11 protein-coding genes are annotated in these 16,416 nt (G+C 60.2%); 4 read left to right on the top strand and 7 right to left on the bottom strand.

Features of this window, described 5'->3' with window-relative positions; genetic code table 11:
• Positions 1-24: 24 nt before the first annotated feature.
• On the bottom strand, positions 25-582 hold the full coding sequence (locus QVF59_RS07095) for an antibiotic biosynthesis monooxygenase (RefSeq protein ID WP_287878367.1): 558 nt from the start codon (positions 580-582) through the stop codon (positions 25-27).
• A gap of 115 nt (positions 583-697) precedes the next feature.
• Positions 698-2,944: a heavy metal translocating P-type ATPase gene (locus tag QVF59_RS07090; RefSeq protein ID WP_287878364.1), complete on the bottom strand. Its 2,247-nt coding sequence runs from the start codon at positions 2,942-2,944 to the stop codon at positions 698-700.
• Between the two features lie 77 nt (positions 2,945-3,021).
• On the opposite strand from QVF59_RS07090, the gene cadR reads away from it, so the two are divergent.
• Complete coding sequence (gene cadR, locus QVF59_RS07085) at positions 3,022-3,453, top strand: Cd(II)/Pb(II)-responsive transcriptional regulator (protein ID WP_159876618.1); 432 nt, start codon at positions 3,022-3,024, stop codon at positions 3,451-3,453.
• A 22-nt stretch (positions 3,454-3,475) separates the two neighbouring features.
• Here the strand turns inward: cadR and QVF59_RS07080 are convergent, their stop codons facing one another.
• Positions 3,476-5,095: a methyl-accepting chemotaxis protein gene (locus QVF59_RS07080; RefSeq protein WP_287878361.1), complete on the bottom strand. Its 1,620-nt coding sequence runs from the start codon at positions 5,093-5,095 to the stop codon at positions 3,476-3,478.
• A 106-nt stretch (positions 5,096-5,201) separates the two neighbouring features.
• Positions 5,202-5,516, bottom strand: a complete 315-nt coding sequence (locus QVF59_RS07075) for a LexA family protein (RefSeq protein ID WP_353851333.1) — start codon at positions 5,514-5,516, stop codon at positions 5,202-5,204.
• A 231-nt stretch (positions 5,517-5,747) separates the two neighbouring features.
• Here QVF59_RS07075 and QVF59_RS07070 point away from each other — a divergent pair, with 231 nt between their 5' ends.
• Positions 5,748-6,023 carry an HU family DNA-binding protein gene (locus QVF59_RS07070; protein WP_089083341.1) on the top strand — a complete coding sequence of 92 codons (276 nt, stop codon included), beginning with the start codon at positions 5,748-5,750 and terminating at the stop codon, positions 6,021-6,023.
• A 372-nt stretch (positions 6,024-6,395) separates the two neighbouring features.
• Positions 6,396-8,267 carry a methyl-accepting chemotaxis protein gene (locus QVF59_RS07065; protein ID WP_159876625.1) on the top strand — a complete coding sequence of 624 codons (1,872 nt, stop codon included), beginning with the start codon at positions 6,396-6,398 and terminating at the stop codon, positions 8,265-8,267.
• Positions 8,268-8,386: 119 nt separating this feature from the next.
• On the opposite strand, the gene QVF59_RS07060 is transcribed toward QVF59_RS07065, so the two are convergent.
• From QVF59_RS07060 to QVF59_RS07050, 3 genes are all read right to left on the bottom strand, one after another.
• Complete coding sequence (locus QVF59_RS07060; RefSeq protein ID WP_287878353.1) at positions 8,387-9,445, bottom strand: response regulator; 1,059 nt, start codon at positions 9,443-9,445, stop codon at positions 8,387-8,389.
• 20 nt (positions 9,446-9,465) lie between these two features.
• Positions 9,466-13,383, bottom strand: a complete 3,918-nt coding sequence (locus QVF59_RS07055; protein ID WP_287878351.1) for a response regulator — start codon at positions 13,381-13,383, stop codon at positions 9,466-9,468.
• Positions 13,384-13,578: 195 nt separating this feature from the next.
• A complete protein-coding gene (locus QVF59_RS07050) occupies positions 13,579-14,820 on the bottom strand; it encodes a DEAD/DEAH box helicase (RefSeq protein WP_287878349.1) in 1,242 nt (413 codons plus the stop codon).
• A gap of 167 nt (positions 14,821-14,987) precedes the next feature.
• Between QVF59_RS07050 and hflX the strand changes: the two genes are divergently transcribed.
• A complete protein-coding gene (hflX, locus tag QVF59_RS07045; RefSeq protein WP_287878347.1) occupies positions 14,988-16,370 on the top strand; it encodes a GTPase HflX in 1,383 nt (460 codons plus the stop codon).
• The last annotated feature ends 46 nt before the right edge of the window (positions 16,371-16,416 follow it).

Here is a 16,416-nt window from a genome sequence, read left to right as displayed (position 1 = left end):
ATTAAGCGCGGCCAACGGTCAGATTCAGGGTTCGCCGTGCAACTGGCCGGAGCGGGAGGGGCTAGCTTGCAGCCAGTTACGCAATAGCCGACTGCTGAGCGGGATGAACAGGAATACCATGACCGGCGTCAGCAGCAGGGTGCTGCACAGCACGCGCAATACCACCGGCAGGGTGGCCAGCGTATCACCCAGCAGCAGACTGAAGCACAGGGATACCGGGAAAAACACCAGCCAGATCATGATCGCCTGTTTCCAGCGCGGCGGTGTTTTCAGGCCAAACCAGTTATCCAGCCCAGCGGCGCAATGCACATGGCTGTGCTGGATCAGTCCGGCACCTTCGGCTAGCCAGGCCTGACGTTCCGGGCTGGCCGCCCAATGCTCCAGGCTGGCCTGGTCGACAAAGCGGAACAGGATTTGCCAGTTGTCATCGCCGGCAGGCGGCTGTAGCAGACCGGAGCCCAGAAATCCGTGGGCCTGACTGGCAAGAGCCTCACCACGGCGTATCCACAAGTGAAAGTCGGCATGGCGTGCCGGGTTGATGCGTCTGCTTATCAGCAAGGTAAGCGGGGTGCTGGGTGTCATGGTCTGGCTCCTGCAGGCAAGTTCTGCTCACCCGGGGTGAGGGCGGCAGCTACGCCTCCGGGGTGCTGGAGGCGCTTCTGTCCTTATCAAAAAGCAAGTGTCGTGCCTGGAATCATTATTTGCGCAGCAGCCGCAGGCCGTTGCCCACCACCAGCAGGCTGGCACCGACATCGGCAAATACTGCCATCCACATGCTGCCCATGCCCAGCAGAGTCAGCAGCAGGAAGATGGCCTTGATGCCCAGTGCCAGGGCAATGTTCTGCACCAGAATGGCGTGCGTGGCACGTGACAGGCGAACAAAATCGGGCAGCCGGGCCAGATTGTCTTCCATCAGCGCGACATCCGCTGTCTCGATGGCGGTGTCCGAGCCCATGGCCCCCATGGCAAAGCCGATATCCGCCTGCGCCAGCGCCGGCGCATCGTTGATGCCGTCCCCCACCATGCCGACCAGGCCTTCACCGGCCAGGCTGGCCAGGACATCGGCCTTGTCCTGCGGCAGCAGCTCGCCACGAGCCTGGTCCATGCCCACGCTGGCGGCCATGGCGCTGACCGTGTGCTGGTTGTCGCCGCTGAGCATGATGGTGCGAATGCCAAGCTGCTGCAAGGCGGCAATGGCGGCACGGCTATCCGGGCGCACGGTGTCGGCAACTGCAAACAGGGCCAGCACCTGGTCCTGGTCCAGCAGCAGCACCACGCTGTTGCCGCGCATTTGCTGTTGTTCCAGCAGGGCTTGCAGGCTAGCGGAGCCAAGTCCCTGCTGCTGTGCCAAGCGGTAATTGCCCAGCCACAGGGTGTGGCCGCTAATGTCCCCGCGAACGCCCAGGCCGGGCAGAGCAGCAAAATTGCTGACCTGTTGCAGGGTGATCTTGTCTTGTGCGGCGGCGCGCGCTACTGCCCGTGATGCAGGGTGGTCGGAGTGGCTGGCCAGGCTGGCGGCCAGGCTGCGGGTGTGGGCGGCATTCCCTTCCGCCAGCTGCTGCCAGCCGGTTTGCTCCGGCTTGCCATGGGTGATGGTGCCGGTCTTGTCCAGTGCCAGCCACCGCAGGCGACGCCCCTGCTCCAGCCAGATGCCGCCCTTGATCAGGATGCCACGCCGCGCTGCCGCTGCCAGTCCGCTTACCACGGTGACCGGGGTGGAAATCACCAGCGCGCAGGGGCAGGCAATCACCAGTAATACCAGTGCTTTGTAAATCCAGTCCTGCCAGTTGCCAGCTGCCAGCAGGGGGGGGAGTACGGCCACCGCCAGGGCCAGCAGGAAAACCAGCGGGGTATAGATGCGGGCAAAACGGTCGACAAAGCGCTGGGTGGGTGCCTTGGCGTCCTGCGCCTGTTCCACCGCGTGGGTAATGCGTGCCAGCATGGTGTCGGCAACCAGGGCGTTTACCCGGTATTCAAAAGAGCCGCTTTCATTCAGGGTGCCGGCAAACACGGTATCTCCTGGTTGTTTTTCCACCGGCATGCTTTCGCCAGTCATGGCGGACTGATTGACACTGGAGTGGCCGCGGATGACTTCACCATCCAGCGCAATACGCTCGCCCGGTGCTACGCGGGCCATGCTGCCGATGCTGATATCTGCCAGCAGCATGGCCCGCCAGCTGCCGTCTGCCTGCTGCACGGTTGCCAGTGGCGGGCTCAGTTGCAGCAGGCTGTCGATGGCATGACGGGCACGGTCCAGTGAGCGAGCCTCTATGCGTTCGGCCAGGGTAAACAGCACCATCACCATGGCGGCTTCCGGCCATTGCTGCAGCAGCAGCGCACCAGTGACGGCGATGCTCATCAGCGCATTGATGTTGAGGGTGAAATGGCGCAGGGCAATCCAGCCTTTTTTATAAGTGCTGATACCGCTGCCCAGAATGGCTGCCAGTGCCAGCGATGCTGCCAGCCATGCCGGAGCCTGCAGCCAGCCGGCAATTTCAGCTGCCAGTGCTGCGCTGCCGGCCAGTACCAGCGGCCACCACGCACTAGTCGGTTTGGTTGCCGAGGCAGGCTGCGTTTGCTTATCGGCTGTTTCTGGGGTGAAGCCCAGGCTGCTGATGGCAGTAAGAATGGCGGGCAGGGCGGCGGGCTGGTGCGTTACGGTAAGCAGGCGCTGCATCAGGCGGAATTCCAGCGCCTCCACGCCGGGCAGGCTGGATAGCTGCTTGCGGATCAGCGCTTCCTCTGTGGGGCAGTCCATCTGCAAGATGCGGATAGGCGTATGCTGCAAGCCATCTCTGGTTTCAGCGGCAGCAGGAGCCTGCGCCGCATCCGGCATAGCCGTGCTGCAGCAGGCGGTGCCGGTTTCATGCGCGTGCGTTTTCTTGCGATAAGCCGGACCGGTTGGTGCTGGCTTGGTCTGAGCATGCTGGTGCGAGTGCTGCATATTGTTCTCCTGTGCGGCTTTGGCTTACAGTAAACACCTTGAAGCAGCTACAAGGTCAAGCGCGAAGAGGAGTAAACATGAAAATTGGTGATCTGGCCCAGCAGGCAGGCTGCACCACGGAAACTGTCCGCTTTTATGAAAAGGCAGGTTTGCTGCCGGCGGCAGACCGTGAGGCCAATAATTATCGCAGTTATGGTAGTCGGCATCTGGAGCGGCTGCGTTTTGTGCGCAATTGCCGGGCACTGGATATGACGCATGAGGAAATCCACCAGTTGCTGGAGCTGATGGCGGCTCCGGCAGCGGACTGTGGTGGGGTGAATCACTTGCTGGACGATCACATTCACCATGTCGATGCGCGCATTGCGGAGTTATTACAGCTCAAGCAGCAACTGGACGCGCTGCGTCAGCGCTGTCAGCGCGAGCAGGCGGTGGATGCCTGCGGCATCCTGCAGGGCTTGGTAGAAATGGAAACTGTGTCCAGGCCGGAGCGTCACACCCATCTTGGTTGAGGGTGACGTCCTGTTTGCTGACTCATACCTGATACTGCGCCACGGTGTGCAATATCATTCTGGCTTGCTGATGCAGGTCGCGGGCGGCATCGGCTGAGCTGCCTGCGGCGGATGAGTTCTCTTCCGCCATCTGGGCAATCTGCTCTACACGCTGGGCAATGGTGGTACTGGTACTGGTCTGTTCGGCTATGCTGCTGGAAATGTCATGCACCAGCCCCATTGCCTGATGGGTGTTCGACTGGATCTGGTCGATAGCGGTGTTGGCCTCGCGTGCGCTGTCGGCTTCCCGGTTTGCGCGTTCCACTACTTGCTCCATGCTGCTGACAGCATTTTCCGTACCCTGCTGCATCTTGCTGATGACGCTGGAAATTTCGGTGGTGGACTTGGCTGTACGCTCCGCCAGCTTGCGTACCTCGTCAGCCACTACGGCAAAACCGCGGCCCATTTCACCGGCACGGGCAGCTTCGATGGCCGCATTGAGTGCCAGTAGATTGGTTTGCTCAGCAATGTCCTTGATGATCCCCATCACCGTGGCAATGGTCTGACTGTCCTGTTTCAGTTGGCGGATATGGCTGGCCGCATCCTGCACCGAGGCGGAAACCTGGGTGATGCCTGCGACCGTAGCCATGATGACCTGACCCCCCTGGGTGGCCATGCTGCCTGCGGTGCTGGTCTGGTTGCTGGCTTCGGTTGCACGGTCGGAAACGTGGTTGATGCTGACGGTCATTTCCTCTATGGCGGCTGCCATGGCGGAGGCTGCCTCGCTTTGTACTTCGGAGCTGCGGGCGATCTGGGTGGTGTTGGCCGCCATGCCTTCTATGGCTTGATCCACGGTTTCCACGCTGCGGCGTATGTCCTGGAAGCTACTTTGCAGTTGTTGCAGCAGGGCATTGAATGCCTCGGCTGTTTCGCCCACTTCATCCTTGCGTTCCACTTTGACCCGCAGACGGAAGTCCAGTGACTGGCGCACATTCAGCATCACGTCACGTATTCCCAGCAGGCTGCTTTTGATGTGGCTGAACAGGCGTCCGCCCAGAATGGCGCATACCAGCAGGCAGGCCGCGATAATGGCAATGGACATGGAGATGGCTTGCTTGTAGGCCCTGGAGTTGTCGTCGGACAGCGTGGCGGCGAGATGGTAGTTGAACTGCATGTGATCGGCCAGGTTCTTGCTGAGTGCCGCGCTAGTGCTGCGCATCGGTCCGTTGAAAATGGCCTGTTCCGCCTCTTGCGTCTTGTGCTGGCGGGATAGCTGAAGCAAGGCATCACGGGAGATGCGGTAGTCCTGCATCAGCTTGCGGTCCTGCTCCAGCAGTTTGCGGTCTTCCTCACTGCCGATCAGGTCTTTCTGATAACGCGCCACCGCATCGTCAAACCGCTTGTCCTGGGTGCTGATGGCCTGCTGGTCTTTTTGCTTCTGTGCATCATCCTGGGCAATCACATGGCGGTAGGTGCCAGTGCGCATCAGAGTGAGTGCTTCCTGCATTTCGTCCAGTGCCGTAATGCTGGGGAAAGTATTTGCGTTCAGATACTCGAAACGGGTATTTGCCTGTTGCTGTTCATACAGGCCGAAGCCGCCGATTCCCAGCAGCGCCAGCAAGGCAATGCCCAGCGTCAGTGCCAGCCTTTGAGAAATGTTCATGATTACCCTCCCCGGTTTGATTACGTCCACCAAGCTTTTGGTTTGTTGATTTATAGCTTGGATGCATGAACAGGCAAGGCAGGGTGTGGAGGGGCGGGCATCGTGTTCAGCTGGCGGTGGCGCTGGCTACACCCCAGATGGCAAAGCCTTGAGCGTAGTGTGGGTCGATGTCGGGATAGTCCGGGTGGGCGGCCAGTAGACGCAGGCGCGTGCCACTGCGCTGCAGGCGGCGAACCAGCAACTCGCCGTCCAGAGCGGCCAGCACCAGGTTGCCATGTACCGGACTTGCCTGGCTGTCGATGTTCAGCAAGTGGCCGGCGTAGATGCCGACACCGCTCAGTGCGTGGTCCGGCATGGGCAGGGTAAAGTGGCTTTCGCAATTGACGGGGCAGGGGGCTGGCATGGCGGTGTGGTCCTGTATTGAACGGCTAAGTGATTATTTGAAATTGTACGTAATCAAAATAGCATAAGCAAGTTCATTGTTGACCGCTTGTCTTTCATGTCACGCGCCTATGGCCGCAAGATTGCGTGTGCCGGCCGGAAGCGCCCGGTTTGCCATGCGAGCGCAAATTTCCCTTGCTGGAGCAGGTGCTGGCTGGTTACCCTCTTGGTTTAACGCCATTTTTCATCATTTGCGGCGCAGGAGCCATGTATGACCAAACAACAACTCATTGCCATCCTTTCTGAAAAAACCGGTAGCAGCAAAGTCGATGTCCTGCGTTTCATGGACGCCCTGGAACAGACCATTCGTGAAGAACTGGTCAATGGTGGTGAGCTGACTCTGGCCAGCACCGGCAAATTCAAGGTGAAAGACACCGCTGCCCGTAATGGGCGCAATCCCAAAACCGGCGAAACCGTGCTGATTCCGGCCAAGCGCAAGGTGGTATTCACGCCGATCAAAGCCCTGAAAGATGCGGTGGCGGGCTGATTGCCAATGTCGTACGCCGGCTGAATGCTGAAAAAGGATGCCAAGGCATCCTTTTTTTATGCATAAAGTATAATTTGCTTGTAAAGCTGGATTGTTGACTGAAACTGTTCAATAAATAAAGCGTTGTAACGTGGTCTTTCCGTCCAGGCGACCTTTTGATATTTCGGGGAGGGATATGAAGAGATTGAGGCCAGAATCTGTCTACCAATGCCGATATTGTGCAAGTTTCATTTTAAAATGCTCGTTGCATTTAAAATGGTATTGACGTGTCGTGGTGAAGCCGGGAACATGGCAGCCTGCCTGTGATGGTAAATTTCTGTCATGCCGGGCAGCAGTGTAGGGTTTTAAGCAATTATAAGAATAGGATTCTCCATGCGTACTCTCCGTTCCAGAATGCTTGCATTCGTCCTGATGATACTGGTGGCCATCTCGCTGCTGTTCTGCGGTGTGGCTTACTGGAAGATGAAAGAAGCCCTGCTGTCTTCCATTAGCGACCAGATCAGCCAGACAGCCAATAACAAGGTCAGTTTCATTACCGAATGGGTAAGCACCCGTCAGAATATCGTCGGCTCCGCCCTGCTGCACTTTACCGAGGGGGACATGAAGCCCATCCTCGATCAGTCGCAAGTAGCCGGCAAGCTGGATGATATGTATGTCGGCGAGCCCAGTAAGAAAATGACCCAATTCACCGGTTCCACTCCGGTGCCGCCGGGCTATGATCCGACCGGTCGCCCGTGGTACCTGGCAGCCAGCAATTCGCAGGAAGCCATTGCTACCCCGCCGTATATCGATGCAGCCACCAAGAAACCCATCATCACTTTCGCCAAGGCACTGCGCAAGGATGGCCAACTGGTGGCTGTGGCCGGTGGTGACGTTTCCCTGGCGCGTGTTGCCGATGAAGTGGTTTCTTCCAAGCTGCCGGGTGACGGTTTTGCCTTCCTGGTGACCGGAGATGGCTCGGTGATTGCCCATCCGGCCAAGGATTCGGGCATGAAGAAGATCGGCGAGGTGATGTCCGGCTTCGACCTTAACGGCATCAGCAAGGACGGTGCACTGCAAACTGTCACCATCAATGGCGAATCCAGCATGACCGCACTCTACCCGGTAGGCAAGACCGGTTGGTTGCTGGGCGTGGTGGTGCCGGTGGCTGCGGCAACTGTGTCCGTTACCCACCTGATCGAGCTGATGATCGGCGTGCTGATTGCCGGTGTGGTGGTTGTGGCCCTGCTGGCAACCGTTGGGGTGGCCCGCATGCTGTCCGGTCTGACCGAGCTGCGTGATGCCATGCGCAATGTGGCCAGCGGCGATGGTGACCTGACCCTGCATCTGCCGGTTCGCTCGCACGATGAAGTCGGTCAGATTGCCGAAGCCTTCAATGCCTTTGTGCACAAGCTGCACGGCATGTTTGTTTCCGTGCGCAACGACGCCGAAGCGCTGGCGCGTGATACTTCCGCCCTGCATCAGGCAGCCGAGAGCATTGCTTCCGATTCGCGCGTGCAGTCCAACGAGCTGTCCGCTACTGCGGCTACCATTGAGGAAATCACCGTCAGCATCAACCATATCGCCGATAATGCCGGCGAGACTGAAGTGCTGGTGGCCACCACTCGCGAAAACTCGGAAGACTCCTATCAGGCCATGGAGAAGGTGGCCAGCGAAGTGCAGTCCATCGTCCAGACCGTGGATGCGCTGCAAAGCGCCATGGGTGATCTGTCCTCCCATTCCGAGCAGATTCGCGGCATTGTCGCCGTGATCCGTGACATCGCCGACCAGACCAACCTGCTGGCACTGAATGCCGCCATCGAGGCCGCCCGTGCTGGTGAGCAGGGTCGTGGTTTTGCGGTAGTGGCCGACGAAGTGCGCAAGCTGGCGGAACGTACGGCCTCGGCAACGGTGGAAATCGCGCAGATGATCAATAGCGTGATGAGCCAGACCGAAGTGGCCATCGGCCATACCAGCAAGACCAATGAGCGCGTAGCCACCGGCGTGGCGCTGTCGCGAGAAGCTGCAGACAAGGTGGGCAAGATCAAGGCCAGCACCCACGATATCGCCGGTCGCATGTCGGAAATCACCAGCTCCACCAAGGAGCAGAGCACGGCTACCACAGTGATGGCGCAAAGTGCCGAGCGCATCAATGCCAAGGCGCTGGAAAGCGACGAGAACGTGCAGCGCATTCTGACCATCATCCAGGATCTGTCCCGTCGTGGCGGCGACCTGCGTGCGCTGGTGTCGCAGTTCAAGCTGTAAACGCGCAAACAGCACGCTGGTGCTGTAGCCCGCAACAAAAAGCCCCCGTTTTTCGGGGGCTTTTTCGTGGTTGCCTGTGACAAGGGCGGTGATAGGAAGCTGAGTCAACTGCGCCGGTTTCATCCCGGATGTGCCGGCGGCAATTGATTGTCGTCGGCGTAAGCCTGGTGGATCTTCAGAATTTCCGGTAGTGCTTTCTTGAAGGCGGGAATCAGTTGCGGGTCGAAATGCGATCCTGCCTGGGCGTACATGTAATCCAGTGCTTCTTCCAGCGGCAACGCCAGCTTGTACGGACGCACCGACAGCAGGGCGTCAAATACATCGGCAATGGCCACGATGCGGCCTACCAGCGGAATGGCCGCGCCACGCAGGCCATAGGGGTAGCCGCTGCCATCCCAGCGCTCATGGTGAGTCAGGGCGATGGTGCGGGCGGTTTGCAGCAGTTCGTCTTCATGGTTGCCGATGATGTCAGCCCCCATCAGTGGATGCTGTTTCATCAAATCCCACTCGCTGCTATCCAGCTTGCCCGGCTTGAGCAGGATGTGATCGGGGATGCCGATCTTGCCGATATCGTGCATCGGCGCCGCCAGCTGCAGGATTTCCTGTGCCTTGTCACCCAAGCCGGCTACTTCGGCAATCAGGCGCGAGGCGTGCGCCATGCGGATGACGTGATTGCCGGTTTCGTTGTCCTTGAATTCGGCAGCACGGCCCAGGCGCTGGATGATTTGCTGGCGCGAGGTCAGCAGCTCGCGCGTGCGCTGCGCCACCATGCGTTCCAGTTCGCGGGTCTGGTCGTACAGTGCCAGATGGGTGCGTACCCGGGCTTTTACCACCGGTGGGCTGATGGGTTTGGTGATGTAGTCTACCGCTCCGATTTCCAGCCCCAGTCTTTCATCATCCACCGAGCACATGGCGGTGACGAAAATCACCGGAATATGCTGGCGATCCGGGTTGGCTTTCAGCCGGCGGCATACTTCGTGGCCACTGAGCCCGGGCATCATCACGTCCAGCAGGATCAGGTCCGGCGGCGCATCGGAATACGCTATCTTCAGCGCCTTCTCGCCGTTGGGGGCCACCTTGATTGCATATTCGTCTTCCAGGATGGCGGCCAGCAGTTCGATATTTTCCGGTACGTCATCGGCAATCAGGATGCTCTGGCGCTGTCTGAGATCGGCCATGGTGGTGTGCTTTCTGGTGGCTACTGTATTGTCAGGTTCAGTTGCAGGCGTGTGGCCAGCTGCTCCAGCTGTTGCAGCGCTGCATCGTATTCGTATTGTGCTGCCAGACGTGATACTTGTTGCGCGGCATCAGCCTCTGCATGGCCGGCCAGGGCGTGGTAGAGCAGGGTGGCAGTGCGGCTGGCCTTGATGTCGTTGTCTTGTAGCTGAGCCGCCAGGGTGCTGATCAACTGTCTGCTGTCTTCCGGCGGCGTGCTGCTTGCAAGCTCCGTCGGGGCTTGTTCTTCTTCCAGATGGGCCAGCAGCAGTTGCAGTTGTTGTTGCAGGCGGGTAACGGCCTCTTCCTGCTGAACGGCATCGCCATCAAGGTGATATTCCAGATGACGGCAGGCCGCGGCCAGCGCGTCAGCCCCGATATTGCCGGCCAGCCCCTTCAGATTGTGGACAATGCGTCGAGTGCTGTCGCCTTCTCCTTTGGCCATTGCCTGCTGCAGACGCAGCACGGCATCGCGCTCGCGCTCCTGGAAGCGGCTTAGCAGGCGGGTGTACAAGGTTTGGTCGCCCCCCATGCGCAGCAGGGCGGTATTGCGATCCAGCAGGGTGCTGCCGGGGGGGTGTGGCTGCAGATTATTGCCGCTGCCGGGCAAAGCTTGCGGCAATCCTGGTCGCAGATGGCGCAGCAAGGTGGCATAGAACACCTGGATGTCGATGGGCTTGGCAATGTAATCATCCATGCCGGCATCCAGGCAGCGCTGCTCTTCGCCTGCCATGACATTGGCGGTCATGGCCACGATCTTGCAAGCGGCATGCGCCGGCAGACGGCGCACCTGGCGGGTGGCTTCCAGTCCGTCCATTACCGGCATCTGGCAGTCCATCAGCAATAGCTGGTAGTCCTGCTTGCCTGCCATTTCCACCGCTTCAGCGCCGTTCTCTGCCAGATCTGCCTGAATGCCAACCTGACGCAGCAGTTCCAGTGCCACTTCCTGATTGGTCTGATTGTCTTCCACCAGCAGTACGCGACAGTTTTGCAGCAACTGCTTTAACTGTGGCAGATCCAGCCGCGGAGCGCTGCTGCTGTGAGTGAGTGCCGGCTGGTGACGGCAGGCAGTGTGGATGGCATCCAGCAGCGTGGAAAAAGTGGCGGGCTTGTCGAGAATGCCGTCAACCGGGGTTTGTCCTAGCGCCTGTGTCAGGCTATCGCTGTCGTGGGCGGTGGCCAGCAGGCAGGCGGGGGTAGGCAGTGCTGTCCGGGCCTGGATGTATTGCAGTGTTTCCACGCCGTCCATGCCGGGCATTTTCCAGTCTATCAGTGCCAGCTGGTAGGGCCTGCCGGCATCATGCGCCTGCTGCAGGGCCAGCAGGGCGGCCGGGCCACTGTCCACCGCGTCGGCTTCCAGCTGCAGGGCCTGCAGCATGTGGACAAATACTTCGCGGGCGGCGGCATTGTCATCCACCACCAGCGCGCGCATGCCGCGAATATCCGGCAGGGTACTGAGCTGCACGGGCTGCGATTGTGCCTTGCCAAGCCTGCAGGTGAAGCTGAAGCTGCTGCCTGCGCCGGGAGTGCTGCTGACCGTGATGTCGCCGTGCATGAGTTCGACAATGTGTTTGCAGATGCTCAGCCCCAGCCCGGTGCCGCCGTAACGGCGGGTGGTGGAGCTGTCGGCCTGGGCAAAGGCATGGAAGACGTTTTCCTGCTCGGCCTGACTCATGCCGATGCCGGTATCACGTACTTCGAAGCTTAACAGCAGCTGTTCAGCGTCTTCGGCTTCCAACCGTACGGCAAGCGTGATTTCGCCGTGTTCGGTGAACTTGACGGCATTGCCTACCAGATTGTTGAGTACCTGCCCCAGCCGCAGCGGGTCGCCGATCAGCCGTGGCGGCACATCGGTGGCAATGTCAAACAGCAGTTCCAGGCCCTTGTCACGCACCCGCAGCGCTACCAGATCGGCCACTTGGCTGATGACATCTTCCAGCATGAAGTCGGTTTGCTCGCAACTGAGCTTGCCGGCCTCGATCTTGGAGAAGTCCAGAATATCGTTGATCAGGCCCAAGAGACCGTTGGCGGCAATATGTACTTTGTCCAGATAATTGCGCTGCTGCGGGTTGAGGCTGGTTTGCAAGGCCAGTTGGGTCATGCCGATGACGGCGTTCATCGGGGTGCGGATTTCATGGCTCATATTAGCCAGAAAATCTGCCTTGGCACGGGTGGCAGCCTCGGCAATGCGGCGCGCTTCGCGGGCATCCTGCTCTGCGGTCTTGAGTGCGCTGACATCTACGATCATGCCGATCAAGCCGCCTGGTGTGCTGTCCTGATGGCGAAAGCCGGTAACCGAGTACAGCACATGATGTAGCTGACCATCGGCAAAGGGCAGCTGTTCTTCGCGTGCGATCCGGCTGCAGTTGGCAATGACGGCTTCGTCTTCCTGCTGGTAGTGCTGGCGGTCAGCCAGTGGCAGATAGTCGAGGTCCAGTACGCGCTTGCCGATGAAGTCGCGCCGATTAACGCCAAATGCCTGCTCGTAAGCCTGGTTGCAACCAATGAAGCGACCGTCTTCGCCCTTGTAGAAAATCGGGTTGGGAATGATGTCCAACAGGGCTTCGACCAGCGCCACCTGGTGCAGCAGGGCGCTGGTGCGCTCGGAAACCTTTAGCTCCAGCTGGCTGCGTGCATGCTGCAACTCGGTGGTGCTGGTTTGCAGTTGCTGGCGCATCTGCTCCTGGGCGGCAGCCAACTGGCTGATTTCCTGCCATGGGGCCTGCAGTGCTGCCTGGCTGACCGGCACGGCCAGTTCCAGCCGGCCAATGCGCGCACTTTCATCCGCCAGTTGCTGCAGTGGCAGGGCAAAACGCCGGGCCGTGCGCAGGGCGACCACACCGCCGCATACCAGTGCGGCAAGTGTAATCAGCAGCAATAGCAGGATGTCGCCAGTGCTGCCGGGCAGAAAGGCAGATTGTGGAGCAATCACCCCTATCCACAGTGTCTGCTGGCCAAAGCGCATGGGCTGAAACAGGCTGAACCAGTCCTGGTCAGTCGCATTTTGCCGGCTGGCATGGCCGGTCTGCTGCTTGCGTCGCTGCCAGTGCTGGTAGCCATGTGACAGCGGGCCATCCTTGATGGTGGCCAGCGGCCGCAGCAGCAGTGCACTTTGTTGCTGTCTGTCGGTAAAGGGCAGGGCTAGCAGACGGCCATTGTCATCCAGCAGGGCCAGGGTTTTCTGGTGCTCGGCGGGCAGGCTGCCGGCGTAACTGGCGAGGCTGCTGAGGTTGACATCATGGCCGATGACAAAGCGGCTGCCGTCGCTGGCAGTCCAGCGGCTAACGGCTGTCAGGCCGGTCTGGCGAGTGGTGTAAAAGGTATATGGTGCGGTCCAGTACAAGCTGCTGTCGCTAGCAAGCGCCATGGCTCCCCTGAACCAGGGCCGCTGGCGGGCATCGTAATCCTGCTGCCGGGTTTCATGGCGGATCAGCCTGCGCTGGCGGTCCCAGTAGAACCAGTAGGTGGTGTGGCCCCAGTGGGCCGGGTCGCTCAGGCGGTTTACCCAGCCGCCATCGGCATTGTGCAGCAACAGGATTTCACGGCCCGATTCATGTGCCATGTTGACCGAGGCGATCTCGCCATGGTTTTCGATGATGGGAAAGAAGAACTCGTTGAAGCGTTGCAGCTGCTGCTTGTCTGTCAGCCACTCGGTGTTGCTGTTCCATTGGCTGCTACGGCCCCAGGCCTGGCTGGTGCGCAGCGTGTCTTCAACGCTGCCCAGCAAATTGCGGGTACGGGCTTCCAGTTGCTGGGCGGAAACCTGCATTTCCGATTGGGCCAGGCTGTCGACCGTGCTCTGGACTATCAGGTGGTAACAGCCAAAGGCAAATACGGTCAGTGACAGCAGGATGAGTCCGCACATGCGCAGGACCATGCTGCTGGCGAATGTCTTTTTCAATCAGCGCTCCAATACCGGCGTACTGTGCTGTGCTGCTGTGGGGGAATGTTTCTTGCTGACCTGGTTTGGTCCGGAAAGGCTTGAGCTGGCGACTTCCGGGCAGGTTGAATGATATTAACATGCTGGAAATCGCAAACTCAATTGTCATTGTTGCTTGATGCCCAGCCCCATGTGGAGCCGCGGTCAGGGCTGCAGTCAGGACTGAATGGCTTGTGCGGCCCGCAGCTTGTCCTTCTTGCTCATGCGCTTGCCTTTGATGCCGCCGTTGCCATCACTCAGCGGTGCTGCTACGGGTGCATTCTGCGGTTCGAAACCGGCAATGCGCTCACGTTCAAGTTGTTGCTGTTGACGTTTTTCAATCAGGCGGAAATGGGCGGCGCTGTCGGCGCAGACAAAGCTGATGGCGACGCCGCTGGCACCTGCGCGACCGGTGCGGCCGATGCGATGGGTATAGTCAGCGGGCGAGCGCGGCAGGTCGTAATTGATCACCATGGGCAGGCGGGCAATGTCGATGCCACGGGCCGCTACATCGGTAGCGATCAGTACCTGCAATTGTGCAGACTTGAAGTCGGCCAGGGCTTGGCCCCGCTGGCTCTGGCTGCAGTCGCTGTGCAGGGCTGCCGCACGTATGCCGGCCTGTTGCAGCTTGCCGCTGACGCGCTCTGCCGTGTGGCGGCTGGCTACAAATACCAGCACCCGTTCCGGATTCTCGCTTTGCAGCAGATGGCGCAGCAGCATGGTGCGGCGGGCTGCATCCACTTCGATGGCACGCTGGCGGATGGCCGGGGTGTTGTCCGGCGTGGCCGGGATGTCGATAGTTTGTGGCTCACGCAATAGCTGCTGTGCCAGTGTGCGCAAGGCGAGGGGGAAGGTGGCGGAAAACAGCAGGTTCTGCCGGTAGGGCGGCAGCAAATCCAGCAGCTGGCCGATTTCGGCGGCAAAACCCAGATCCAGCAGCCGATCGGCTTCGTCCAGTACCAGGGTGCTGACGCCGGACAGGCGCAGGGCATTGTGCTGCAGCAAATCCAGCAAACGCCCCGGCGTGGCTACCACGATATCGGCACCACCGCGCAGGGCCATCATCTGTGGATTAATGGAAACGCCGCCATAAGCCACCACCACCTTGGGATGGCGCGGCAGACTGTCGCCCAGTTCGCGCAGGGTAGCACCCACCTGGATGGCCAGTTCCCGCGTGGGCAGCAGAATCAGCCCGCGCAACTGGCGGCGGGGGGTGCCATGGTCGCTCAGCCATTGCTGCAGCAGCGGCAGGCAGTAGGCGGCGGTCTTGCCCGATCCTGTCTGTGCGGTGGCCAGCACATCGCTCCCTTGCAGGATAAGGGGGATGGCGGCGTGCTGGATGGCACTGGGGGTGGCATAGCCTTGAGCGGCGGCGGCATCGGCCAGCGCGGGCTGCAGGCCCAGGGAGGTGAATGGCATGAGGGGGCAGACCGTGAAGAATGGAAGAAGCGGCAAAGCCGCCAGAGGCGCGCAGTATCAGCCTGTCAGCCTGCAGGGTCAAGCTTGCTGCAATCTGGGCGGCAGGCGGGGACGTTTAAGGGTAAAATCCGGGCTCGCCAGCCAAAGTAAAGTGAAGCAATCAGCTCATGGAAGAAACAGAAGTCAAAGAAAAACCCAGATATGCCATCGTGGCGTCGGTTCAATTGCCGGAAGTCAGCGATATCGAATTTGCCTCCTCGCTGGCCGAGCTGAGCGAACTGGCCAAGACCCTGGGTTTCCAGGTGGTGCATACCTTTGTGCAGAAGCGTAACGGCTTTGACCGTACCGCCTATCTGGGGGTGGGCAAGCTGGAAGAAATCCACATGTATGTCAATCGCGGTTTGCGCGCTGACGAGCTGGCCGATGCGCCGCCGCAGCTGGACCCGTCCGCCATTGAGATTGATGTGCTGCTGGTGGATCACGAAATTTCCCCGTCCCAGGCGCGCAATCTGGAGCTGGCCGTTGGTTGCGAAGTGATGGACCGCACCATGGTGATTCTGGAAATCTTCCATCGTAATGCTCGTTCGCGCGCGGCCAAGGCGCAGGTGGAAATTGCCCGGCTGGGTTATATGGCACCGCGCCTGCGCGAGGCGGCCAAGCTGGCCGGTCCGCAAGGCCGTCAGCGCAGCGGCATGGGTGGCCGCGGTTCGGGCGAATCGCATACCGAGCTGGACCGCCGCAAGGTGCGCGACCGCATTGCCGAACTGCAACGTGAAATCCTGGCCATGGAACTGGAACGCAAGACCCAGCGTGCCCGCCGTCTGGAACGGCAGGGGCAGGGACTGGCCGGGGTGTCGCTGGTGGGTTACACCAATGCCGGCAAGTCCACCCTGATGCGGGCGCTCACCGGCAGCGAAGTGCTGGTGGCCAACAAGCTGTTTGCCACCCTGGATACCACGGTGCGTGCCATCTACCCGGAAAGCGTGCCGCGCGTGCTGGTGAGCGATACCGTGGGTTTCATCAAGAACCTGCCGCACGGCCTGGTGGCTTCGTTCAAATCCACGCTGGAAGAAGCGCTGGATGCCGGTTTGCTACTGCATGTGATCGACGCCAGCGACCCTGGCTTTGAACGCCAGCTGGAAGTGACCGACACCGTATTGCAGGAAATCGGTGCAGATGAAGTACCGCGTATCCGCGTGTTCAACAAGATCGACCATGTGGCAGACGAAAGCGCATGGCGGGCCGAGCTGGAACAGCGCTACCCCGGTTGTGTGGTGATGAGCGCGCGTCGCCCGGACGATGTTTCCGCCTTGCGTGCGCGCATCGTGGCTTTCTTCCAGCAGGATCTGACCGAGGATGAAATCCTGCTGCCGTGGTCGGTCCAGCAATTGCGCGGTGAAATCTACAGCCACTGCCAGGTGCTGGAAGAGCGGGCGGATGAGGAAGGCTGCTGGTTCCGTGTGCGTGGTGAGCCGGAGCAGCTGCGCCGTCTGCACGAAAAGCTCAATCCCGGCTCCGGCGGGCGGGAAAAGGAACACTGGGAAGTCTGACGCTGCGATTCCCCAAACATGGCAAGGCCCATGCTGCAATGGCATG

This window comes from Aquitalea sp. (genome assembly GCF_030150775.1).
Classification (GTDB): Bacteria; Pseudomonadota; Gammaproteobacteria; order Burkholderiales; family Chromobacteriaceae; genus Aquitalea; species Aquitalea denitrificans.
The sequence above is the reverse complement of the archived record's forward strand: the minus strand, read 5'-3'. Positions and strand labels throughout refer to the sequence as shown.

Coding starts and splice junctions, on each gene's coding strand:
- QVF59_RS07095 (WP_287878367.1), bottom strand. CDS start 582: ATGACACCCAGCACCCCGCTTACCTTGCTGATAAGCAGACGCATCAAC.
- QVF59_RS07050 (WP_287878349.1), bottom strand. CDS start 14,820: ATGCCATTCACCTCCCTGGGCCTGCAGCCCGCGCTGGCCGATGCCGCC.
- QVF59_RS07090 (WP_287878364.1), bottom strand. CDS start 2,944: ATGCAGCACTCGCACCAGCATGCTCAGACCAAGCCAGCACCAACCGGT.
- QVF59_RS07080 (WP_287878361.1), bottom strand. CDS start 5,095: ATGAACATTTCTCAAAGGCTGGCACTGACGCTGGGCATTGCCTTGCTG.
- QVF59_RS07065 (WP_159876625.1), top strand. CDS start 6,396: ATGCGTACTCTCCGTTCCAGAATGCTTGCATTCGTCCTGATGATACTG.
- QVF59_RS07070 (WP_089083341.1), top strand. CDS start 5,748: ATGACCAAACAACAACTCATTGCCATCCTTTCTGAAAAAACCGGTAGC.
- hflX (WP_287878347.1), top strand. CDS start 14,988: ATGGAAGAAACAGAAGTCAAAGAAAAACCCAGATATGCCATCGTGGCG.
- QVF59_RS07060 (WP_287878353.1), bottom strand. CDS start 9,445: ATGGCCGATCTCAGACAGCGCCAGAGCATCCTGATTGCCGATGACGTA.
- cadR (WP_159876618.1), top strand. CDS start 3,022: ATGAAAATTGGTGATCTGGCCCAGCAGGCAGGCTGCACCACGGAAACT.